The organism is Lysobacter korlensis (assembly GCF_042434515.1).
In genome coordinates this window covers 1-21,841 of record NZ_JBHLTG010000008.1, presented here as the reverse complement: position 1 = coordinate 21,841, position 21,841 = coordinate 1, and the positions used below count along the sequence as shown (strand labels likewise).

General features: G+C 69.4%; 19 protein-coding genes. 10 read left to right on the top strand and 9 right to left on the bottom strand.

What is annotated here, in order from left to right:
• Nucleotides 1–34 precede the first annotated feature (34 nt).
• Both ACFFGH_RS26560 and ACFFGH_RS26555 read right to left on the bottom strand, forming a co-directional pair.
• Nucleotides 35–2,221 carry a glycoside hydrolase family 16 protein gene (locus ACFFGH_RS26560; RefSeq protein WP_386674012.1) on the bottom strand — a complete coding sequence of 729 codons (2,187 nt, stop codon included), beginning with the start codon at nucleotides 2,219–2,221 and terminating at the stop codon, nucleotides 35–37.
• Nucleotides 2,222–2,339: 118 nt separating this feature from the next.
• Nucleotides 2,340–4,463, bottom strand: coding sequence for a glycoside hydrolase family 16 protein (locus tag ACFFGH_RS26555; RefSeq protein WP_386674010.1), 2,124 nt, complete (start codon nucleotides 4,461–4,463; stop codon nucleotides 2,340–2,342).
• A gap of 274 nt (nucleotides 4,464–4,737) precedes the next feature.
• Here ACFFGH_RS26555 and ACFFGH_RS26550 point away from each other — a divergent pair, with 274 nt between their 5' ends.
• Nucleotides 4,738–6,075, top strand: a complete 1,338-nt coding sequence (locus ACFFGH_RS26550) for a hypothetical protein (RefSeq protein ID WP_386674009.1) — start codon at nucleotides 4,738–4,740, stop codon at nucleotides 6,073–6,075.
• Between the two features lie 94 nt (nucleotides 6,076–6,169).
• Here ACFFGH_RS26550 and ACFFGH_RS26545 read toward each other — a convergent pair whose 3' ends face one another.
• Nucleotides 6,170–7,531, bottom strand: a complete 1,362-nt coding sequence (locus ACFFGH_RS26545; protein WP_386674007.1) for a Wzz/FepE/Etk N-terminal domain-containing protein — start codon at nucleotides 7,529–7,531, stop codon at nucleotides 6,170–6,172.
• Nucleotides 7,532–7,702: 171 nt separating this feature from the next.
• Between ACFFGH_RS26545 and ACFFGH_RS26540 the strand changes: the two genes are divergently transcribed.
• Nucleotides 7,703–8,689: a glycosyltransferase family 2 protein gene (locus tag ACFFGH_RS26540; RefSeq protein ID WP_386674005.1), complete on the top strand. Its 987-nt coding sequence runs from the start codon at nucleotides 7,703–7,705 to the stop codon at nucleotides 8,687–8,689.
• Nucleotides 8,690–8,715: 26 nt separating this feature from the next.
• On the opposite strand, the gene ACFFGH_RS26535 is transcribed toward ACFFGH_RS26540, so the two are convergent.
• The 5 genes from ACFFGH_RS26535 to ACFFGH_RS26515 form a co-directional block, all read right to left on the bottom strand.
• A complete protein-coding gene (locus ACFFGH_RS26535; protein ID WP_386674003.1) occupies nucleotides 8,716–9,603 on the bottom strand; it encodes a glycosyltransferase family 2 protein in 888 nt (295 codons plus the stop codon).
• On the bottom strand, nucleotides 9,596–10,687 hold the full coding sequence (locus ACFFGH_RS26530; RefSeq protein WP_386674002.1) for a glycosyltransferase family 4 protein: 1,092 nt from the start codon (nucleotides 10,685–10,687) through the stop codon (nucleotides 9,596–9,598). The genes ACFFGH_RS26535 and ACFFGH_RS26530 overlap by 8 nt, the downstream gene beginning before the upstream one ends.
• Complete coding sequence (locus ACFFGH_RS26525; RefSeq protein WP_386674001.1) at nucleotides 10,684–11,781, bottom strand: glycosyltransferase; 1,098 nt, start codon at nucleotides 11,779–11,781, stop codon at nucleotides 10,684–10,686. The genes ACFFGH_RS26530 and ACFFGH_RS26525 overlap by 4 nt, the downstream gene beginning before the upstream one ends.
• 144 nt (nucleotides 11,782–11,925) lie before the next feature.
• On the bottom strand, nucleotides 11,926–12,912 hold the full coding sequence (locus ACFFGH_RS26520; RefSeq protein ID WP_386673999.1) for a glycosyltransferase family 2 protein: 987 nt from the start codon (nucleotides 12,910–12,912) through the stop codon (nucleotides 11,926–11,928).
• 42 nt (nucleotides 12,913–12,954) lie between these two features.
• On the bottom strand, nucleotides 12,955–13,815 hold the full coding sequence (locus ACFFGH_RS26515) for an HAD-IIB family hydrolase (protein ID WP_386673997.1): 861 nt from the start codon (nucleotides 13,813–13,815) through the stop codon (nucleotides 12,955–12,957).
• Nucleotides 13,816–13,986: 171 nt separating this feature from the next.
• On the opposite strand from ACFFGH_RS26515, the gene rfbA reads away from it, so the two are divergent.
• Genes rfbA through ACFFGH_RS26495 form a run of 4 tightly spaced genes read left to right on the top strand, consistent with a single transcriptional unit; the run spans nucleotide 13,987 to nucleotide 18,226 of the window.
• The gene (gene rfbA / locus ACFFGH_RS26510; RefSeq protein WP_386673995.1) at nucleotides 13,987–14,862 is read left to right on the top strand and encodes a glucose-1-phosphate thymidylyltransferase RfbA; all 876 of its coding nucleotides are present in this window, start codon (nucleotides 13,987–13,989) and stop codon (nucleotides 14,860–14,862) included.
• Nucleotides 14,859–15,890: a dTDP-glucose 4,6-dehydratase gene (rfbB, locus tag ACFFGH_RS26505; protein ID WP_386673993.1), complete on the top strand. Its 1,032-nt coding sequence runs from the start codon at nucleotides 14,859–14,861 to the stop codon at nucleotides 15,888–15,890. The genes rfbA and rfbB overlap by 4 nt, the downstream gene beginning before the upstream one ends.
• Nucleotides 15,887–17,275 carry a sugar nucleotide-binding protein gene (locus ACFFGH_RS26500; RefSeq protein WP_386673991.1) on the top strand — a complete coding sequence of 463 codons (1,389 nt, stop codon included), beginning with the start codon at nucleotides 15,887–15,889 and terminating at the stop codon, nucleotides 17,273–17,275. The genes rfbB and ACFFGH_RS26500 overlap by 4 nt, the downstream gene beginning before the upstream one ends.
• Before the next feature lie 33 nt (nucleotides 17,276–17,308).
• Entirely contained in the window at nucleotides 17,309–18,226 is a 918-nt protein-coding gene (locus tag ACFFGH_RS26495; protein ID WP_386673989.1) for an aminoglycoside phosphotransferase family protein, read from the top strand.
• A gap of 11 nt (nucleotides 18,227–18,237) precedes the next feature.
• Here the strand turns inward: ACFFGH_RS26495 and ACFFGH_RS26490 are convergent, their stop codons facing one another.
• Nucleotides 18,238–19,032, bottom strand: coding sequence for a TrmH family RNA methyltransferase (locus ACFFGH_RS26490; protein ID WP_386673987.1), 795 nt, complete (start codon nucleotides 19,030–19,032; stop codon nucleotides 18,238–18,240).
• Between the two features lie 102 nt (nucleotides 19,033–19,134).
• Between ACFFGH_RS26490 and ACFFGH_RS26485 the strand changes: the two genes are divergently transcribed.
• The 4 genes from ACFFGH_RS26485 to ACFFGH_RS26470 form a co-directional block, all read left to right on the top strand.
• The gene (locus ACFFGH_RS26485) at nucleotides 19,135–20,001 is read left to right on the top strand and encodes a Sir2 family NAD-dependent protein deacetylase (RefSeq protein ID WP_386673986.1); all 867 of its coding nucleotides are present in this window, start codon (nucleotides 19,135–19,137) and stop codon (nucleotides 19,999–20,001) included.
• A 30-nt stretch (nucleotides 20,002–20,031) separates the two neighbouring features.
• Nucleotides 20,032–20,667 (top strand): histidine phosphatase family protein, encoded by a 636-nt coding sequence (locus ACFFGH_RS26480; RefSeq protein ID WP_386673985.1) that lies wholly within the window; start codon nucleotides 20,032–20,034, stop codon nucleotides 20,665–20,667.
• Entirely contained in the window at nucleotides 20,664–21,146 is a 483-nt protein-coding gene (locus ACFFGH_RS26475) for a YbaK/EbsC family protein (RefSeq protein WP_386673983.1), read from the top strand. Before ACFFGH_RS26480 ends, ACFFGH_RS26475 begins: the two co-directional genes overlap by 4 nt.
• Nucleotides 21,147–21,270: 124 nt before the next feature.
• Nucleotides 21,271–21,841 (top strand): hypothetical protein (locus ACFFGH_RS26470; RefSeq protein WP_386673981.1); only part of this gene is annotated, 571 nt, incomplete at its 3' end.

Genomic DNA, 21,841 nt, shown 5'->3' with positions numbered 1-21,841 from the left:
AGCCCGATTCGCGGCGTCCGGCCGCGGTGCGCGCTCAGGTGTAGACACGGACGGAGTCGACGTAGAGGTCCACCACGTCGGACGTCCCCTCCAGGGCGATCGGGTAACCGCCCCCGAGCGCCAGGTTGAGCATGAAATAGAACGGCTCCGCCTCGTGCGCCAGGCCGGTCAGCCGGGCGACCCGCACACCGTCGATGAAGTACTCCACCGCGCCGGGCTTGATCCTGACCCCGTAGGTGTGCCAGCTGAGCGCCCAGTCGTCGTGCCCGTTGGGCCAGAGGCAGCGGATGTCGCCGGCGTCCTCACCGTCCGTCCAGTGGTGCATCGCATGACAGCTGGCCGTGGAATCGTGGCCGTAGAGTTCCACCGCGTCGACCTCCGCCTCCGAGGCGGCGCCACGCTTCGTCGCGCTCTCGGAGTTGAGCATCCAGAACGCCGGCCACGTGCCCTTCCCGGCAGGCGCAAGCATTCTGGCTTCGAAGTAGCCGTACTGAGCCGAGAACCCGGTCGCTCCGACTCTGAGCGACGAGAGAATGCCGCTCGTGTGACGCCGGTTCCAGCCGTTCGGGTCGGCTGCCGGGTCCGACGGCTCGGCGCGGATGCGCAGGTATTCTCCGCCGAGGGTCGAGATGCTCTCCGGGTTCGCCGCCGGGTCAACGAGCACCGCCTCACCGAATGTCGCGCTGCCCCAGTACGCCGGTTTGGTCGCGGCATAGACTGCGCCGTCTCCCCAGTGTGTGGCCGAAAGCGGTGAGCTGAACTCCTCGCTCCACTGCAGGGTCATGCCGGGCGGGGAGTGATCGACCGGCGCCGGCGTCCTGCCGCCGAGGTTGTAGAGCTGCACGTAGAGGGGAGTCGCCGCGCCGGCACTCGGGGGTGCACGATAGACGACCTTCAGCGCGGTCGGGCCGTGTTCGAGGCGGGCGGTGTCCACGAGGAGCGTGGCGATCCCGTTCGAGGCGGCCGTCGAGGACGCGACGGTCCCGATGCGCGCGGAGCCGTCGGCGAGCGGCAGCCGCGCCGTCGCATCCACGACGGTGCCCGGGTGCCCCTTCACGAGGATCGTTGCGGTGCCCGTCACCGACGCGCCAGGGGTGGGGCACAGCAGCGCGAGCGAACTGTCGGTGGTCGTCCCGGATGCCGACCCGGTGTGGCCGCAGTGCTGCACCGCAGGCGGTTGGGTCGCATAACCGGGTCCGGCCGGCGCCTTCCAGCGCGGAGGCGTCGTGCCTGCCGGGTACGCAGTGAATTCTCGCAGGCCGGGGCGAGCGACACCGATGGTGGGGTGCAGCCGCAGCTCCACCGACGTCGTCATCCGCGGCATGAAGGCGATCGTGGTGGGCTGACTCTCGCCTCCGGCGATGCCGCTCACCTTGACCACGCTCCCGTCGTCGAAGACGAGCTCGCCATGGAGCGCGGCGGCGGCGGAATAGGCCGGGTCGAAGAACGTCTCGCTCGGGCCGAACACCTGAACGCTGGCGATCTCCAGCGGGGACGGCCAGGACAGCGCGACGGAGGGGTGCCGGTCCATCGGGTTCGGGGCCCACTCGTTCCCCGTGGACCCGGTTGCCGGGTTGCCGTCGGAGAACGCCAGCGCACCCTCACCGCCGGCGTTGGACGACGCCTGTGCGACCGGAGGTACCGCGGCGGCGGACGCGAGCGGGGAGCCGGAGTCGTCGACACTCCAGTGCGACAACGGCGCGCTGGACTCGCTCGCGGCTGCCTCCAGGATCGTCAGGCTCGCTGCCGTGACCAGGCGCTGCGGGAAATCGACGTCGATGCTGCCATCGGCATCGGGCACAAGGTGCAGCGAACTTCCGTCGCTGAACGACAGCGCGGCACGTGTGATCACGGCGGCGGGATCATCCGGACCGACGATGCTCACGTGATTGACCAGGGTGGGTTCCGGCCAGTGGAGATCCAACGGCGGAGCCGCCGGTGGCGCTTCGGCCGGCTGCGGCGCCCCGGCGGGGGCAGTGCTGCCAGGGTCGTCGGCTGTGCCGGACGCCGGCGGGGCGGCGTCGGCATCGACGGTGCCGGCCGACGGCGGTGCGGGTTCCGGGGCGTCCGTGAAGACCGAAGCGGCCGCCTCAGGCGCGCCCCACGCGGCCGCGCTGCCGGATTGGTGCTCCGGGTTCAGTCCCCCGACGGGAGCGAGTGCAAGGCACCCCGCACCGATCGCCACCATCGCGGCGGCGGCCGTCGCTCTCCTGTATCGCACGTCCGTCCCCCCACACGGGCCCGTCGGCACGCCGCGGATCCGCTCCCCTGAGCCCGAATGCTAACGGTGCGGCCGGATCGGTCGCGGGAGGCACGCGGTGTCGAGTGATCCTCAGCGGTCAGGTGTACACCCGGACGTAGTCGACGTAGAGGTCGACGGTCTCACCGCTCGGCGAGAGATCCACGGGCCAGCCGCCGTCGAGCGCGAGATTGACCAAGAAGTAGAACGGCTCGGAGGAGTGCGAGAGATCGGTGAAGGTGCCGATCTCGGAGCCGTCGATGTAGAAGATCGCCTTGCCCGGAAGGACGCGCACTCCGTAGGTGTGCCAGGCCATCCCCCAGTCGTCGAAGCCGTTGGGCTGAAGGCATCGGATCTCGCCGCCCCGGTCCTCTCCCCCGGCCCAGTTGTGGATCCCGTGGCAGCTGCCCATGGTGTCATGACCGTAGAGCTCGACCGCGTCGACCTCGGCGGTGGTCTCCGACACCTTGGTTGCGCTGTTCATGTTCATCATCCAGAACGCCGGCCACGTCCCGCGCCCGGGCGCACCGAGCATGCGTGCCTCGAAGTATCCGTACTGAGCGCCGAAGCCCGATGCACCGACGTCCATGGACGAGAGGATGCCACTGACGTGCTCGCGGTCGAAGCCGTTCGGGTCCTCCCGTCCCTCAAGGGGGCTCACCCGGATGCGCAGGTACTCCTCGGCGAGCGTGGCCAGCGCCTTCTCACCCAGCGCGGGGTCGGCGAAGACGGCGGCACCGAACTCGGACGGGCCCCAGTACTCCGGCTTTGTCGCAGCGTAGGTCGCGTCGTGGCCGAGCTTCGACACCGACAGGGGATCGCGGAACTCCTCCTCCCATTGGAGCGTCATGCCCTCGGACGGAGAATCGGGCGGTTTCACCGACTGCCCGCCCTCGTTGTACAGCTGAACGTAGAGCGGAGCGCCGAGCCCGTTCGAGAAGTCGCCGGTGGTCGCGGACAACCTCACGTTCAGCGGCCCGTGCGCGAGTGATGCGGTGTCGAAGGTCAGTGTCGCACGCCCCGAGTCGTCGGCCGTGGCGGTGGCGACGCGTGCGATTGCGCCCTGGCCGTCCTCCCCCCCGACGGGCTCGAACGCTTCCGCAACGATCGACGTCCCGGCCGGAGCTGCGGCCACGATGACCGCCTCGTCGCCGACGGTCGCCCCAGGAGTCGGGCAGACGAGCGCGATGCGGTCGGAGTCGATGTCGCCGAATGGTTCGCTGTCCGGCTCGCACTGCTCCGCGGGTGGCGGCTCGACGGCGTAGGTCGAATCGGAGGAGGCCGGCCAGCGCGGTGGCGTGACCCCGGATTCGTAGATCGCGACTTCGCGAAGCCCGATCTCGGCGGCCGGGATGGTCTTGTCGAGCTCCAACCGGACCGAGGAGGCCATCCGCGGCATGAAGCTCACCGTCGTCGGCTCACCGCCTCCGCCCGCGATCCCGCTCACGCCCACCACGCTGCCGTCTCCGAAGACGAGCCGGCCATGAAGGGGTGCCGCCGCCGTGTAGCCCGGGTCCGTCCATGTGCCGCTCGGACCGAAGATCTGCGCACTCGCGACCTCCCGTGGCGCGCCCCAGTCGAGCGAGACCCAGGATTCGTCCTCTGACGGATCCGCGGCCCACTCCGCACCGGTCTCCCCTGAGGCGGCATCACCATCGATGAGGTCGTCGCCTGCGGACCCGTCGGCGTCCGACGAGGTGGCGACTGTCACATCGCCGATCGAGGCGCCGCTCGCTCCGTCGCCGTCGCCGTCGTCGAACGTCCAGGACGCCAGGCCGACAGCGTCGGACTCTGACGGAACCTTGGCGAAGGTCAGTCTCGCCGTGCTGATCGTGCGCTCTGGGAACTCCAGGTCGATGTCCCCCTGGTCGTCCGCCGTGAGGTGAAGGAAGCTTCCGTCCCCGAACGCCATCGTGGCGGTGTCGAACGTCAGCGAAGGGTCGTCCGCGCCCTCGATGTGCACCCGGTCGACGGTCGTCGGCTCCGGCCACACCATGTCGAGCCAGGCGCCCTTGGTCTCGCCGTCACTGGTCCAGACGGTGCCCTCCCCCTCGGTCGGGACGAGCAGTGCGTTGGCATCCCCGGCAGAGGTCGACGAGGCGACGATGTGAAGCCGGTCGTCGTCCGGCCGGTTCAGGTTCGAGACGACCACGGCCGATGTGGCCAGCGTCGCGGTGCCGACGATCGCCGCACCGACGATGACGATGCGCCGCTTCCGGTCCATGACATTCTTTCCGCGGCTCGTCCAACCGGTATGGTGAGCCCTCGCGCTCGGGGTGGCGGCATTCAAAGCTGTGGAGCAGGGTCGTCTCATCGGCCGCGTTCGCGTGCGCCAATTGTAGACCGGCCGGCCTGTGGTTCCGTCCCGGTCAGATGCGGCCGGGTCACGAGGTGATGTCACAAGTTCCGCATCCGGCTGCTGCAGCCGTGCCAGACTCGTCTGGAACATCAATCCCGGTGCGTCCTCACACCCGGGCGGAAGCCATTCGGAGAACACTGTGACGACCCTCACGCCGCTGCTCCTCGCCGTGATGCTCTTCGCAGCCGTCACGCGGCACGGGTACTGGCGAGCGCTGGCGATCGGCGGGGCGACCCCGGTCGGCGCGGGGCTCTTCCTGAACGGTGTGGCGCTCCCCACGTTCTACCTCGCAGCGGTCGGTGCCCTGCTCGGCGTCGCTGTGAGATTCCTCGGGCGCACCCGCCGCACGGAGCGCCTCAGCTATGCGCTCTTCCCGGGTGCGGTGCCGCTGCTGCTCTTCGCCGTCTGGGCGATCTTCGTGACGCTGGTCGCCCCGCTCATCTTCGAGGGCACCGAGACGCTGAGGTCCGACGGCACGACGCAGGAGCTGCAAGCCGGGACGCTGACGACTTCGAACATCGCGCAGATCCTCTACCTGCTGCTCGGACTGGCGGTGGTCTTCTTCCTGGCGAGGACGCCGGGGCTGGGGCCGCAGGTCATCGGCTGGGCAGCGACCCTCGTCACCGTGCTGTCGTTCTGGAGGTACCTGAGCATCTCCTTCGGTCTCCCATTTCCCGAGGGCCTGTTCGACAACTCCCCGCTCTTCGTGAAGATCGAGACGGAGCCCGGTGGCGCGCCGCGCTTCCGGGGCATCCTGTCGGAGCCGGCGGGTCTCGCAGGCACCTGTCTCGTCTCGATCGCCTATTCGCTGTCACGAGCGACCCAGGTGGCAGGACTGCATCGAGCGGGTGTGCTGACGGTGGCGGCGATGGCGGCGTTCATGGCGAGCATCTCCACCTCCGCCACGTTCGTGGTCGCCAGCGTCGCGCTCGTGGTGCTGGTCGGCCTCACCTTCCTCGCGCACATCTTCATCAAGCGCGGGGGGCTGCCGCGTCTGGCCATTCTCGCGGCGACGGCCGCCGCCGTCGCGGCGCTCTGGGTGCTTCCCTGGGCCGCTGAGACCGTGGAGCAGGTGGTGGACCAGAAGGTTTCGTCGTCGTCGTTCGAGGACCGCTCCGGCGCCGACGAGCGCTCGTACGGGATCGTCTTCGAGACACTCGGGTTCGGCGTTGGCCTCGGCGCGCACCGGCCGTCATCCTTCGTCGCCGCCCTGCTGAGCACCACGGGAATCGTGGGAACCGTGCTCTTCGCATCGGCCGTCTGGGCGATCGTCCGAAGCGCGATCCCCTACCGGGAGTTCCGTCCGGTCATCTGGGCGCTGACCGCGGTGCTGATCACGAAGGTGATCGCGGGGCCGGACCTCGGGGACACGAGCGGGGTCCTCTGGATGTCACTGGGCGCCCTCGCCTATGCAGGAATGAACGCCGGGCGTTCACCATCGCTGACCGTTCCCGAGCTGCGTCGCGCACGTCACTAGGCCGCCTGGTCCGCGCGGGGGCTGCCGCGATCGAGGGATCAGCCGGGGAGATCCCCGGGCTGCCGGCGATGCTGTCTTCCGAGCTGTCTTCCGATCACAGCGGGCTGAGCTCGCCCGCCCGGGCACGGGCGGAGAGATCGATCTCCCGGACGTTCTCGAGCACAACGCTGATCGATGCGGCGCGGACCCCGGCCAGCAGCTCCATCGCATAGAGGTATGACGAGCGTTTGGTGGATCCCGCCTCGATCACGACCAGTGCCGAATCGGCCTGCGCGGCGATGACGGCGGACTCGGACCGCTCGATCACCGGAGGGCAGGCGAGAAGCACGTAGGCGTAGTCACGCTCGAGCTCGTCGAGCATGTCGGCCATCTGCGGCATGCTCAGCAGCTGCGCGGTTGTGCCGTCGGCGGCACCGGCTGGAATGGTGAACACGTTCTCGGCTTCGGCCGGGGTGGTGGCGTCCGCAACCGTGGCCGAGCCTCGCAGCACGTCGGCCAGCCCCAGCGCGGCCTGGACACCGTCCTTGGTGGAGCCGGAGCGCCGGAAGTCGACGTCCACGACGACCACTCGCGAGCCGATCTCGCCGATCGCCGCCGCCAGCTGACGAGCCACGGCCATCGCGTTCGCCCTGCTGTCGACGCCCGCCACGGCGATCGACCCGCCGGTCCGCGTTCCGAACTGGAGGTTCGCACGCAGCGTCCGGAACGCCTCGACCCGTGCATCGCCTGCGCCGCGCCGGAAGCCACGGGCACGTCGGCTCGGAATCGTGGTCTGGCTCGCGAGGCCGCTCGAGCGCGGCAGATCGCTCAGCGTGCGGATCCTGGTGTCGATGGAGTGGGCGACGATGAGCCCGGCGAGTCCGAGGGCGAATCCGACCACGCCGCCGACCATCACGTTGTAGCGGGGCTGCGGGCTCACCGCCACGGTCGGCACCTCCGCGGCTCCGACGACGCTGACCACGACGGGTGAATCGACCGGGACAGGGGTGCCCGGCGTCGCCGGCGCGGGCTGCTCGTTCGCGGCCTCCAGCCGGGCGACCTCGGCGGACAGCGCCTGCGCAACGGTGTTCACCCAGGCCGCGACCTGCTCGGGATCGCTGCCGCTGCCATTGATGTCGATCAGGCTGGTGTTGAGCTGCAGAGCGGGCTCGATGGCCCCTCGCAGCTGATTCACGGTCGTTCCGTCGTTCAGCTCCTCCACCGCGCGCTCCAGCACCGTGCTGGTCTCGATGAGGCCGACGTAGGACGCCGCCCGTTCCCTCGCGAACGCGCTGCCTGCCTGCCGCTCCCCGACCGTCCCCGCACCGACGCTCGTCACATAGACTGTTGAGACCACCTGGTACGTCGGCGTGGCGATCGCGGCCAGGGCCAGACCGGCGAACGCTCCGAGGACCGCGAGAAGGGCGATCAGCCACCAGCCGCGCCGGATGATGCGGATGTAGTCGTGAAGGTTCATTCGGCCTCAAGGGTCTCATGTCGACATCCGCGAAACCGCCTCCTGGCACCCGGGTGTCGTGCTGTACACAGACGGTAACAGGTTGCACGGTCGCCGGGCGGGCATGGCCGCTCCGGCGGCGGGTACCCTGGGTACAGCGCGCCCGAATCGCGGACGGAAGGATGCCGACGGTTGGCTGTTCCGAACCTGCCCTTGCTGGCACGACGTCTGCGCTTCGACAGCGTCGAATTCGTGAAGGCACATCTGCGCAGAGTCTGGAAGGCCCGGGAGCTGGTGCCGGGTGATGTCCGCCCGTCTCTCGCCGACGCGGGCATCGTCGCGGTCATGGCGGTTCGGAACGAGGTGGGGAGGCTGCCGAGCCTGCTCGCGTACTACCGGGGGCTCGGCGTCGACCACTTCATTCTCATCGACAACGGGTCCGCGGACGGCCTCGATGATCTGATCTCGGGCGAGCAGGACATCTCCTGGTACCGGTCCGCCGGGGAGTATCGGCGGGCGCGGTATGCCAACGACTGGGTGAACGAGGTGCTCCACCGGCATTGCGACGGCAAGTGGGTGCTCTATGTCGACGCCGACGAGTTCCTCGACTTCGCGGCGGGCACCGCCACGACCCTGCCCGAGCTGTGCGCCCTGCTGCAATCGCGCGGGCAGCGGGCGCTGCACGCGCTGCTGCTCGACATGTACAGCGAGCGGCCTGGCGAGGAGAACGTGGTGACCCCGGGCGGCGACCCGCTTGGCGTGTGCCGGTTGTACGATGCGTCGGGCTACGTCTCGGACAAGGACCCGGCGACCGGCACCACGTGGATCAAGGGCGGCGTCCGGGGTGAGCTGTTCGATGACGTGTGGGACGGGCCCGCGCTCAACAAGACGCCGCTCGTCCGTTGGCGGCGAGGGTACGCCTTCCTGAAGTCAGCACACGAGCTCTGGCCGCGCTCGCTCAATCAGCAGTCGGCGCAGCCGCAGAGCGTTCTGCTCCACCTGAAGTTCACGTCCCTGTCGCTGGCGAAGATCGCGCAGGAGGACTATCGCGAGCAGCACACCAGCGAGTACGCGGCGTACGACGACCTGCAGGATCGCGTGTTCCTCAGCGACCGCACCCGCACCTATCGCGGCGCGGACGGCCTCGTGGAAGAGGGACTCATCGCGCCGGTGGTATGAGGCCGAGGTCCCGTCCCGAGGCGATCTCAGAACTCCAGCATCCGCTCCGGGGTGAAGCGGCCGCGCATCGCATCGAGCAGGGCGGCCGCGTTGCCTTTCAGCCGCTCCCGTCGCCAGCCTGCGTCGGGTCCGGCGACGGCCAGAACCAGATTCTTGCCGCAGCGCGGGACGATCTCGCGGAACGCCAGCCACGCCGGAAAGCTCCCCTTGTGATGCAGGTACAGGGGGTTCATCATCTGGGAGTAGCCGAGCCGGGTATGAGCGACCCGGCCGCCGGACTTCACGCCGCGGTGCACGATCACGCAATCCTCGACCTTGGCCAGTCGCCCGCGACGCAGTAAACGGCGTGCGAAGTCGTGGTCCTCCAGCCACGAGTACAGCGGGAGGCGCTCGTCGAATCGCTCTCCTCCGGCGTCGGCAGGCCGGTACGCGAAGTTGCAGCCGTACAGCTCACGGCTCGGCGCCCAGCGGCGCCTCGCCGGTGTACGACCGCTCTCGGAAAGGGCGGCCTCCGCCTCCGGTCGCGGTATCTCGTCGCCGGCCGCTCCGTCCAGCAGGACCCGGCCGGTGATGCCGACGACCTCGGGATGCCGCACGAAGAACCGGACACCGTGCTCCAGGTAGTCCTCACGCACGACCGCATCATCGTCGAAGAAGAACACGAAGTCGGCGTCCGGCACGGCGGCGAGCCCGGCGTTGCGCTGGGCGGTCAGACCTCGGTCGAACACCACCTGCACGCCCGGTGGCGTGCCGTGCTCCGGCAGGCTGGCGCGATCGGGAACCGACACGACGAGTGTGTGGGCGCGTGTCTGCCTGGCCAGGTCGGCGATCGTCTCGCCGAGGAGGGCGGGTCGTCCCGCGGATGCGAGGACGACCGCGACCCGGTGTCCGTCGGTTGCGGATTCGTCAGCCATTCTTCCTCGTGTCCTCTGCTGCAGGATGCGCCTCGATCGCAGTTCGTGCCGGCGGAGTGCTCCGGCCCGAGCCGATGGTCGCCGTGGCCGCGATCGTCGCCGCGCTCGCCTCCCAGCTGAAGCGGTTCGGATCGATTCTTCCAGTGCCCGGTGGAAGTCCGTCCGCGACCTCGGCGATGGCAGCGGCGACACTTGCGGTGGAGGTGGGGTCGACGTAGGTGGCCGCGTCCTGACAGATCCACCGGAACACCTCGAGGTCGGAGACGATCAGTCGCGGGGTGCCGGCTGCGGACGCCTCGACGAGCGGCAGGCCGAACCCCTCCGCGAGGCTGACGAACACGACGGCTGCCGCTCCGCCGTACAGTGCGCGGAGCTCGTCATCGGAGACGTAGCCGGCGAGCTGCACCTCGGCAGGCCACGCGACCGCGGCATCCCGGTAGATGTCTGCGCTGCCGCCCACGACGACGAGCGGGAGTGCGGCACGCTGCGCTTCGGAGAGCTCGGCATAGGCCGCAGCCAGCCGCGACAGGTTCTTGCGGGGCTCGAGGCTGCCGACCGTCACGAGGTACCGCCCGGGGGTGAGTCCGCGGACGGCGAGGGCGTGCGGGTCCTTGGGACCGGCTTCGGAGAAGACCGGACTGGGCGCGTTCGGAGCGACCCGAACGTGCGCGTTCGGCCACTGCTTCCGCACCTGCGCGGCAACGGGCTCACTGACCGTCACGATCGCCTTGGCGGTCGACATCTGCAGCCGTTGCAGCGGGGCGTGCGTCAGCTGGTAGGTGCGGGAGAACCACTCCGGGTGCTCGATCACGAACAGGTCGTGGACCACGAGCACATGCCGGGGGTGCCACAGTGGTGCTCTCGCTGTCATCGAGATGAGCACACCCCGCCGGCTGCGGAGCGGGAGCACGGTCTGCACCCAGAGCCAGGTGTGCAGCTTCGACCTCGCCCAGAAGCCCTCCGGGCGGAGCCGGACGAAGCCGGCCGGCAGACGATCGGAGATCTCCGTCGCATACCGCTGCTGCCCGCTCACCCGCTGGGGGCGGAACGCTTCGTTCACGTACACGCGCCGTGGCCGCTTCACGCGCCGACCCATCCTTCGACCTCTCGCACGAAGCGTTCCCGGGAGAAGGTGCGGGCCCGTTCAAGCCGGTCGTTCCGCTGGGTCGCCATTGCGTCCCGGACCGCCTGCTCGACGTCGCGGTCCGAGGCGAAGTCGGTCAGCGCGCCGGTCACCCCGGGAACGACGGACTCCGCCGCGCCACCGATCGCGTTCGCGACGACGGGTGCCCCGGCGGCCATCGCCTCCACGGGCATGATGCCGAAATCCTCCACCGCAGGAAACACGAAGACCGAGCATCGCCGGTACAGGGCGTAGAGCATCGGCGTGGATGGCGACAGCACGAACTGCACCGGCACAGAGCTCCGCTCGGCACGGGCTCGAAGGAAGTCGAGCTCCGGCCCATTGCCGGCGATCACGACCGGAAGACCGGATACCTCACCGGCACGGATCGCCTCTTCCAGTCGTTTATAGGGGATGAACCGCGAAGCTCCGAGCACGAACTCGGGCGGCAGGGAGTCGAGCACCTGCGTCTCGTCTGGACTCGACTCCGCGGCCCAGTCCTCGGTCTGCTGGATTCGGGTCACCTCGACCGGTGGGTGGATCACCCGCGCCTCCACACCCCAGGCATCGGCAACCCTGCGCCGTACGAACTCGCTGTTCGTGGCGAACTCCCGCGTCTCGCGCGCCCGGCGCCGGTCGAGTGGTTTCAGCGCCGCGGCGACGGATCGCGCGATGGGCCCAGAACCCCGCCGGTCGAGCTCCGGCGTCCAGATGTACCGGGCAGGGCTGTGGACGTACACGTAGCGCCGCACGTCTCGCTTGTCGAACCGCACATGGTGTGCGAAGAGGTGCGAACTGACCAGCGCCCAGTCGTAGTCCCTTCCCGGCCGCCGAGCCCAGGTCGCCGGCATGAAGGGCAGCGCAAGCGCCTTGCTCTTGCGAAGGGGCGTGCGAGCGAGCCACGACTCCCGCACTCGGCGGGGATCGAAGCGCCCGGTCGAGTCGTTCCAGAGGCAGAGGATGTCGGCATCGGGGTAGATGTCCGCCATCACCTGAAGCACATTCTCCGAGCCGCCGGACTGCGCGATCCACTCGTGGACCAGTACTCCGGTCACGGGCGGCCTGAGCGGATCGGGACGGGCACGATCGGCGCGATTCGGGTCATCGCTGCATCACCTGCTTCTCGGGACGGGCGCGGGCATCTCGACTGTGACCCTACCTGACGCGCGGTTGCGCTCCGGGCGTGCGTGCCGGGGCAGTCAGTGGTTGTAGCGCCGGCGGATCAGTCTCCTGGCAAGAGGTCGAGGTGCAATGAGCGTCACCACCGACCAGGCCGCGATGAGCAGGCGGGTCGTGAGATCCTCCGGGCCGGGATGCAGCGGTGACCTGACGGCGTCCCACAGCATCCGGGCCCGCGTGTCCCCAGGCAGGCCCGGGGGTTCCGGGGACAGCCGCACGGCGGCGATCCGGAGCTGCAGCAGCTCACGGCTGCGGCGGAGGGGGCGCTCGTCGGCCGGTGCACGGCCGTTCCCGCGGACGCGGGTACTGAAGAGATAGCGGGCGCGGGCACGCTCGACCTCTCGCCGGAAGCGGCTTGGGTCGTTGAGCAGATTGCTGTCGTTCCGCCCGTGCACCCGGTAGAGGCCGAGCGGTTGGGGGATGGTGAGCACGTCACCGAGGAATGGAGCGGCGGCAAGGCACGCGGAGTCGGAGAACTGGCCCGTGGAGTCGTCGAGCGGGAAGATCCGCTCGAGGAACGACCGCGCATAGGCGTTGCCGGATCCTGGCGGCGTCGGATACGCGGTGGTCTCCTCTGCCCAGCGCCGGATCTCATCCGGCGACGGAGCCGTCCGGTACTTGGGGAACACCGATCCCAAGGGTCGATCCTGGCTGTCGACCCGTTTGAGCTGGAACTGCACCTTGCTCACGCCAGGCCGCCAGATCTTGGCGAGCTCGGGCGCAAGCGACGGCACCAGCATGTCGTCGGAATCCAGGAACATGACGACATCGCCAGTGGACATCGCGAATCCGTTGTTGGAGGCGACCCGCTGCCCCATGTTCTCCTGCAGCAGGACACGGATCCTCGAGCCGAAGCCGGCGATCACCTCCCGGGACGAATCGGTCGAGCCGTTGTCCACCACGATGACCTCGACGTCCGGCCACTCGAGCGCCAGTGCGCTGTCGATCGATCGACCGACGAAATCGGCGTAGTTGTAGTTGCAGATGATGACGCTTATCCGTTGCACGGGGCGTCCCCTTCCTCGATCACACGAACCAGCTGGTGGGGGCTAATGCCGGAATGCAGGTTCGGCGCTCGCTGCGGAACAGGCCGAGACGATCCGCCGGATGAGGTCCGCCGTCTCCTCCCAGCCCTGGACCGCGTGGCACCGGATGCCGGTTGCCTTCACCGGGAAGTCGTTCCCGTCGCGGTCGAGCCGATCGCCGACGAAGAGCATCTCATCCACGTTCATCCCGGTGAGGGTGACGAGCTTCCGGATCCCGTACGCCTTGTCGATCCCCCGACGGGTGATGTCGATGGAGGTGGAGCCGCCGGAGCGCACCTCCAGATCCGGCAGATCCCGCGCGACCGCCGCTCGAAGTGCCCCCTTCTTCTCCCCCGTCGGATCCCAAGCGCGCTTCGCGTCAACCGGTGCCGCTTGACCGAGGGCGGAGAAGGTCACCTGCGACCCACGGTTCTCGAGGATGGGGCCCCAGGTCTTCTGCTCCCAGAGGTCCAGCTCCTTGGCCCTGGCCGTCAGTGAGGCGAGCGCGGCATCGATCTCGCTCTCGGTGAGGTTCTCGGCATACTCCTGGCGCCATCCGGAGCCGTCGTACCGCCAGTACTGCGTGCCGCACGTGGGCATCAGATGCAGGCGCCGGAGCAGCGCTCCGTCGGCATCGTCGAGGCGGTCGACGAGCTGCAGGCGGAATTGGGAGATCTGTCCGCCCGATATGACGCACACCTCGACGAGGCCGAGCAGTGCTCGCAGGGCGTCCAGCATGGGCTGCTCGACCGGCGACTTGGAAGGTGCCAGCGTGTCGTCGAGGTCGAAGGCGACGAGGCGAGGATTCCAGTCTGCAGTCCAGGAGTCCTCGACTCGGGCCCAAGAGTCGTCGGCGGTGTTGAGGTGTTCGGGTGCACCGTGCATCCGCCCATTCTGCCCGAACCGCCTGGCGGAGGAGGGGACTGATGGTGGTCACAGCATCGCGGGCGGCGCCGTGCGACGTGAGGTGCCGGATCCCCGGCGCGCCCGGCAAACCAAATACGCTGGTGATCCCGACATCCGACGGGTGCCGGCGACAGGCGGGAGTAGGGCTCTGTGCGTGGGATCATCCTCGCCGGTGGATCCGGCACGCGATTGCACCCGATCACGCTGGGCATCTCGAAACAGCTCGTGCCGGTGTACGACAAGCCGCTGATCTACTACCCGCTCTCGACGCTGATCAACGCGGGGATCACGGACGTCCTCGTGATCACGACGCCGGACGACGCACCGCAGTTCCAGCGGCTCCTCGGCGACGGCAGCCGATTCGGCATCTCCATCAGCTTCGCGACGCAGCCTCGCCCGGAAGGCCTCGCGCAGGCGTTCCTCATCGGCAGGGACTTCATCGGCGGCGACACCGTCGCGCTGATCCTGGGTGACAACATCTTCTACGTTCAGGGTCTCGGCAATCAGCTGAAGCGCTTCGACGGGATCGACGGCGGCGCCATCTTCGCCTACTGGGTGGCCGAACCGAGCGCCTACGGCGTGGTGGAGTTCGACGACGCCAACCGCGCGGTCTCGCTCGAGGAGAAGCCCGCGGCTCCGAAGAGCAATTACGCGGTGCCCGGGCTGTACTTCTACGACAGCGAGGTGGTGGAGATCGCGGAGCGATTGCAGCCGTCGGCGCGCGGGGAGCTTGAGATCACCGACGTCAACACCACGTACCTGACACGCGGGAAGCTGCACGTGGAGGTGCTGCCCCGGGGCACCGCGTGGCTGGACACCGGGACCTTCGACTCCCTGAGCGACGCGGGCGAATTCGTGCGCACGATCGAGCGCAGGCAGGGCCTGAAGGTCGGCGCGCCGGAAGAGGTCGCCTGGCGCCAGGGGTTCCTCTCCGACGACGAGCTGCGGGACCGGGCGGAGAAGATGGTCAAGTCGGGATACGGGAAATACCTCCTTGGACTGCTCGACGGCGGGCGCCGCGAATGAGGTCGATCGTCGTCACCGGCGGAGCCGGGTTCATCGGCTCGAACTTCGTGCACCACGTGCTGCGCAACACCGACCTCACCGTGACCGTGCTCGACAAGCTGACGTACGCGGGCAACGTCGCCTCACTGGAGGGGCTGCCGCCGAACCGGTTCACGTTCGTCCGTGGCGACATCGCCGACGACGAGCTCGTCGATGAGCTGGTCGGCACGCACGATGCCGTCGTGCACTTCGCCGCAGAGTCGCACAACGACAATTCGCTGCACGACCCCGCCCCGTTCCTCCAGACGAACGTGATCGGCACCTACACGCTGATCGAGGCCTGCCGGCGGCACGGGACCCGGTTCCATCACATCTCGACGGACGAGGTCTACGGCGACCTGGAACTCGACGACCCCGAGCGGTTCACCGAGTCGACGCCGTACAACCCGTCCAGTCCCTACTCGTCGACGAAGGCCGCCTCCGACCTACTGGTGCGGGCCTGGGTGCGATCCTTCGGTCTGCGGGCCACGCTCAGCAACTGCTCCAACAACTACGGTCCGTATCAGCACGTCGAGAAATTCATCCCCCGCCAGATCACGAACGTGCTCACCGGCGTTCGACCGAAGCTGTACGGCGCCGGGGAGAACGTGCGTGACTGGATCCACGCCGACGATCACTCTTCAGCGGTGCTGACCATCCTGACGTCCGGAGTCCTCGGCGAGACGTACCTCATCGGTGCGGATGGGGAGCAGAACAACCGGGCGGTCGTCGAGCTCATCCTCGAGCTGGTCGGTCAGCCGGCCGATGCATACGATCACGTCGTCGACCGGGCGGGGCACGACCTCCGCTACGCCATCGACTGGTCGAAGCTGCGCACCGAGCTCGGCTGGCGGCCCCGCTTCAGCGACTTCCGCGCAGGGTTGGAAGCGACCATCGCGTGGTACCGCGACAACGAGGCGTGGTGGGGGCCGCAGAAGGCCACGACGGAGGCGAGATACGCCGCCCAGGGACAGGTCGCTCTGGATGCCGCGGAAGGACGCGTCCAGTGAGCGGCGACATCACCGTCGCGCCGACGAGCATTCCGGGGCTGGTGGTGCTCGACATCCCGGTGCACGGCGACAACCGCGGCTGGTTCAAGGAGAACTGGCAGCGCGAGAAGATGACCGCGGCCGGCCTGCCCGACTTCGGTCCCGTCCAGAACAACGTGTCCTTCAACACCGCGGCCGGCACCACCAGGGGAATCCACGCCGAACCGTGGGACAAGCTCGTATCGGTGGCCGCCGGCCGGATCTTCGGCGCCTGGGTGGATCTGCGCGAAGGGCCGCACTTCGGAACCGTCTTCACCGCAGAGGTCGACCCGTCCAGGGTGGTCTTCGTGCCGCGAGGCGTCGGCAACGCATACCAGACGCTGGAGCCGGACACCGCCTACACCTATCTGGTCAACCACCACTGGAGCCCCAGCGCCGAGTACACGTTCGTGAACCTCGGCGACGAGACGGTGGCCATCGACTGGCCGATCCCGCTGGCGCAGGCAGCGGTGAGTGACAAGGACAGGGCGCACCCGAGGCTCCGCGACGTCGCCCCCGTGCCGCCGCGTCGGATCCTCGTGCTCGGGGCCGATGGCCAACTGGGCCGTGCCCTTCGCCTTCTGCTCCCGGACGCGGAGTTCGCCGGACGGCGTGCTCTGGACCTCAGCGAACCCCGCGCCCTGGACGGCCGCACCTGGCGCGATTACGCGGTGGTCATCAACGCGGCCGCGTACACGAAGGTGGATGAGGCCGAAACGCCCGAGGGCCGCGCTGAGGCCTGGGCGAGCAACGTCCGTGGTCTCGCACGGTTGGCCGCCGTCTGTCGCGAGCACCGGATCACCCTGGTGCACCTCTCTTCCGACTACGTCTTCGACGGCAGGCGGGCCGTTCACGGCGAGGATGAGCCGCTCACGCCGCTAGGTGTCTACGGTCAGACGAAGGCAGCCGGTGACGCGGTCGTGGGCTCGCTCCCCTGTCACTACATCGTCCGGACCAGCTGGGTCATCGGCGACGGGAACAACTTCGTCCGCACGATGGCGGCGCTCGGCGACCGCGGGATCGACCCGGCGGTCGTGAGCGACCAGGTCGGCCGGCTGTCGTTCACCGGCGACATCGCCGCCGCGATCCTGCACCTCCTCGGCACCCAGGCGCCGTTCGGCACGTACAACGTCTCCAGCGGAGGCGAACCCGCTTCGTGGGCGGACATCGCCAAGCGCGTGTTCGCGCTGCGCGGGCACGACCCCGACCGGGTCACGCCGGTGACCACCACGGAGTACTTCGCGTCGCGAGCCGCCGCGCCGCGTCCGCTGAACAGCGTTCTCGACCTGACGAAGATCGAGGCGAGCGGTTTCGCGGTTCCGGACTGGAATGAACGGCTGGAGCGCTACCTCCGCGCCCTCCCCTGAAGGCCGTGAACGCATCCCGCGTAGGGTGGGCGCGTGGCTTCCCCGTTCGAGCGCAGCGCGATCGACGCGTACCCCACGAAGCCCGCCTGGGACGCCGTCGCGACCGAGATCCTCGGATCGATGCTGGACCGCTGGCACCTGTCGGAGGCGCACGTGTTCCCCGCCACCGCAGCGGCCGTCGTCGCCGCCGTGCGGCGTCAGGACGGCTCGCCGGCGGTGCTGAAGATCGGATTCCCGCATGAGGAGGCGATCTGGGAGGCTGTGCTGCTTGACGGGCTCCCGGCAGACCTGGCGCCGAGCGTGCTGGACCAGGACGCATGGTCGTGGGCGATGCTCCTGGAGCGGCTCGACCCAGGCACCACGCTGGCGGACGCCGGCATCCCCGACATCGAGGCGGTCGGCATCGGAGCGGAGCTGCACCGCCGTCTCCTGGCCGCTCCCCCGCCATCAGGCGTGCCGGCACTGGCAGAGCAGTATCGCCCGTTCGTCGACCGGCTGGCTGAGGACGCCGCCGGTGCGCTGCTGCGGGACGCTGGGGTCGCGGAGGGCGCCGGGAACGAGGCGATCGACGAGTTCGACCGCCTCTGCAGAACCGCACCGGCGCAAGCGCTGCTGCACGGAGACCTCAACCCGGGAAACATCCTCCGCCACGGCGATGGCTGGCGGATCATCGACCCGAAGCCGGCGCTGGGAGACCCCGCGTTCGACACCTTCTCGCTGGTGCGGGACCTCATGACCGACACCGGTTCGCCGACGAAGCTCGCCGAGCTGACGGAGGCGGCGGTGAGCGCCGCGGGCGTCGATCTCGAGCGGGCAATCCGCTGGATCCGGGTGCGCGGCATCCTGTCGGCGTTCTGGAACCTCGAGGACGGGCTCGCCGACGACGGCAGACGCGACGTCGAGCTGGCTTGGAGCGCGGAAGATCTGCTCGGACTGCCGAGCCCGCGCTGAGCGTTCCAGCGTCAGTGCGTGAGCGCCCAGATGGCGACGGCGCTGGCGGATGCGACGTTGAGCGAGTCCACGCCGCCGCGCATCGGGATGGTCACCACCACATCCGCGGCGTCGAGGGCGTGCGAGGTGAGGCCGTCGCCCTCGGTGCCGAGCAGCAGCGCGACCCGGGGCGGCGCCGTCGCGGCGAACGCGTCGAGCGGCACGGCGTCGTCGCTCAGCGCCAACGCGGCGACCGTGAAGCCGGCCTCCCGCAGCTCGTCCAGGCCGCCCGGCCAGGAGTGCAGCCGGGTCCACGGCACCTGCAGCACCGTGCCCATGCTCACCCGGACGCTGCGGCGGTACAGCGGATCGGCGCAGCTCGGGCTGACCAGCACCGCATCCGCCCCGAGCGCCGCCGCGGACCGGAAGATCGCGCCGACGTTGGTGTGGTCGACGATGTCCTCAAGCACCACCACGCGGGTCGCGTCGCGCAGCAGCTCGGCAACCGGCACCGGCTCCGGCCGGTGCATCGCCGCCAGCGCTCCGCGGTGCAGGTGGAAGCCGGTGAGCTCCTCGAGCACTTCGGCCGGGGCGACGAAGCACGGCACGTCGGCGTCGCCGAGCATCGGATCGAGATCGGGCAGCCACTTCTCGAGGGTGAGCACACTGCGCGGACGGTGGCCGGCGGCGAGGGCTCGCTGGATCACCTTCGTCGACTCGGCGATGTACAGGCCACCGGCCGGCTCCGACCTGCGGCGGAGCGCGACATCGGTCAGGCGGGAATAGTCGGCGAGGCCGGGATCCGAGCGGTCCGTGAGGTCGGTCACCGGAACGATCCGCACGGGCGCACTTCCCTTCGCTCAGCAATCGGAAACATATCCGAAAAACGACCCGCCTACTGTTGGAGTCCGGAAAGCGAGGTGATGGGCGTGCTCAGTACAGTCCCTCCTGCGATCCCCCTTCCCGAGCGGGACCGGGCCGCGGCCGCCGACATCGACCGGGCCATCGGCATCCTGACCGGTCGCCGGTTCACCGTGCTGACCGGCGCCGGTGTGAGCACGGACTCCGGCATCCCCGACTATCGCGGCGAGGGCGCGCCGGTGCGCACCCCGATGACGTTCCAGCAGTTTCTTCAGGGTCCGGACTACCGCAAGCGCTACTGGGCGGGCAGCCATCTCGGGTGGAAGGCGTTCCGCTCCGCAGCGCCCAATGAGGGACACCGTGCACTCGCCGACCTCGAGGTCGCGGGCCGTGTGACCGGCGTGGTGACACAGAACGTGGACGGCCTGCACCTGCGCGCCGGATCCCGCCGCGTCGTCGATCTGCACGGCTCAATGGACCGTGCCCACTGCCTCCGATGCGGTCAGGTGTTCGCCCGCGACGCGGTCGCAGCACAGATCGACGCGCTCAACCCCTGGCTCGACGAGCCGGGCGCGGTGGAGCTCGCCCCGGACGGCGACGTCGAGGTGCGCGGTATCGGCCGGTTCGAGGTTCCGGACTGCACCGTCTGCGGCGGCATCCTGAAGCCCGACGTGGTGTTCTTCGGGGAGTTCGTGCCGCTGGAGAAGTTCACCGAGGCGGCGGCGCTCATCCGCACCGCTGAAGCGCTCGTGATCGCCGGCTCGTCGCTGGTCGTCAACTCCGGCATCCGGCTGCTGGAGCAGGCCGCGCGCCGCCGGCTGCCCATCATCGTGATCAATCGCGGCGAGACGAAGGGCGACCTTCGCGCCACCGTTAAGATTGCTGCGGGCACGTCGGAGACCCTGACCGCATTCCGGGAGCACCTGGCCGCGTAGCGACGTCGTCCTCTCTCGTGAAGGATCCGGATGACGCTGCTCTACCTCGTTCGCCATGGTGAGACCGACTGGAACGCCGAACGGCGCATCCAGGGAAGCTCCGACATCCCGCTCAACGACACCGGACGCCGGCAGGCCACCGCGGCCGGCCGACTGCTCGCCCGTCGTGAGTGGGACGGGATCCTCGCCAGCCCGCTCATCCGGGCGCTCGACACCGCCCGGCTGATCTCCTCCGAGGTGGGGCTCGGGGAGCCGGAGATCGTGCCGGCGTTCGTGGAGCGCAACTACGGCGAGGCGGAGGGGCTCACCGGCGACGAGGTGGACGCCCGCTACCCCGATGGTGCCCCCGTGCCGGGGCGGGAGACCCGGGGCGAGGTCGCCGAACGGGTGCTGCCCGAGCTGCTGGCGCTCGCGGCGGCGCGACCGGGGCAGGCGCTGCTCGTCGTGAGCCACGGCGGCGTGATCCGCGCCGTGCTCGACACCGTCGAGCCGGGGATGAAGATCGAGCGGATCCCCAACGGGTCCGTCCACAGCTTCCGGGTGGAGGACGGCACCCTCGAGCTGATCGAGTTCGACGACCCTCTCGAGGCGGAGACCGACTGGCCGGGCAGCGAGGACATCACCGAGCAGAACCGGCTCGAGCGCGAGGACGCGATCGAGCGATGACGAATGTCGCCTCCGACGCCGGAGTGGTGCGCTTCCTTGCTGCGGCATCCTCTCTCGGTGCCGGCGACCTGGACGTGCGGGTCATGGACGACTCCACGCACACCGCGGCGGAGGCCGCCGCGGCGGTCGGTGCGCCGGTGGAGGCGATCGTCAAGAGCCTGGTGCTGATGGCGGACGAGTCGCCGCTGCTCGCGCTGGTGTCGGGGCCGAACCGCGTGGATGTCGAGGTGCTGTCCGCGGAGCTCGGCATGCCGGTGCGAATGGCGAAGGCGCGTGAGGCCAAGGATGCCAGCGGATACAGCATCGGCGGTGTGCCGCCGTTCGGGCATGTGGTGCCGTTGCCGACCGTGCTGGACGCCTCGCTGCTGGCCCTGGAGGTGGTGTGGGCAGCCGCCGGGAGCGCACGGGCGGTGTTCCCGATCTCCCCCGGGCGGCTGGTCGAGGTGACCGGCGCGAGGGCGGTCCGGGTCAGCGCGTAGCAGGTGGTTCGGCTGACACCTCTCCTCCACGTGTGGAAGAAAGTGCCGCTTCACCAGCAAATCTGTGGAAAGAAGTTCTCCACATCCGGTAGAACAAACGTTCTCCCCGTGGGAGAATGGAGGCATGCCAGCAGTGGTGGACCTCCTCGTCGAAGCGAAAGCGACCGTGTCGCAGCTGCCGACGAGCCGGGAGCAGCTGGCGCCGCTGGATGACGACCAGCTGATGCAGGTGCAGCGGCTGCTGGCCGACGTGGACCGGATGGTTCGGGCCAGTTCCGCGGCGACCGCGGGTGAAGTCGCCTGGCGGTCTCGGCCGGAGCTTGGCTATGCGGGTCTGGCGCAGCGCACCGGTGCGCGGACGGCGGAGTCGTTGGTGCAGCAGCTGATCGGCTCCACGGGGCGGGAGGCGGCCACCCTGGTGCGGGTGGGCAAGGTGATGCAGGAAGCGGAGCTGGTGCCTCCGGCTCCCGAGGGTGACACCGCGACGGTTGAAGCGGCGCCTGCGCCGTGGGATGGGACCGGCACGGCGTGGCTGGCACCGGTGGGGCGTGCGGTCGCGGCTGGGGCGCTTCCGGTCGTGGCGGCGGATGCGATCCGGACCGGGCTGGGCACTCCGAGCGAGACGGTCACGATCGCGATGCTCACCGCGGCGGCGGAGCGGCTGGTGGTGGAGGCGGCGGACCTGAATGCTGACC

Excerpts from the sequence above, each read along its gene's own strand:
- ACFFGH_RS26475 (WP_386673983.1), top strand. The coding sequence starts at position 20,664 with ATGACGAATGTCGCCTCCGACGCCGGAGTGGTGCGCTTCCTTGCTGCG.
- ACFFGH_RS26515 (WP_386673997.1), bottom strand. The coding sequence starts at position 13,815 with ATGCACGGTGCACCCGAACACCTCAACACCGCCGACGACTCTTGGGCC.
- ACFFGH_RS26480 (WP_386673985.1), top strand. The coding sequence starts at position 20,032 with ATGACGCTGCTCTACCTCGTTCGCCATGGTGAGACCGACTGGAACGCC.
- rfbB (WP_386673993.1), top strand. The coding sequence starts at position 14,859 with ATGAGGTCGATCGTCGTCACCGGCGGAGCCGGGTTCATCGGCTCGAAC.
- ACFFGH_RS26545 (WP_386674007.1), bottom strand. The coding sequence starts at position 7,531 with ATGAACCTTCACGACTACATCCGCATCATCCGGCGCGGCTGGTGGCTG.
- ACFFGH_RS26555 (WP_386674010.1), bottom strand. The coding sequence starts at position 4,463 with ATGGACCGGAAGCGGCGCATCGTCATCGTCGGTGCGGCGATCGTCGGC.
- ACFFGH_RS26535 (WP_386674003.1), bottom strand. The coding sequence starts at position 9,603 with ATGGCTGACGAATCCGCAACCGACGGACACCGGGTCGCGGTCGTCCTC.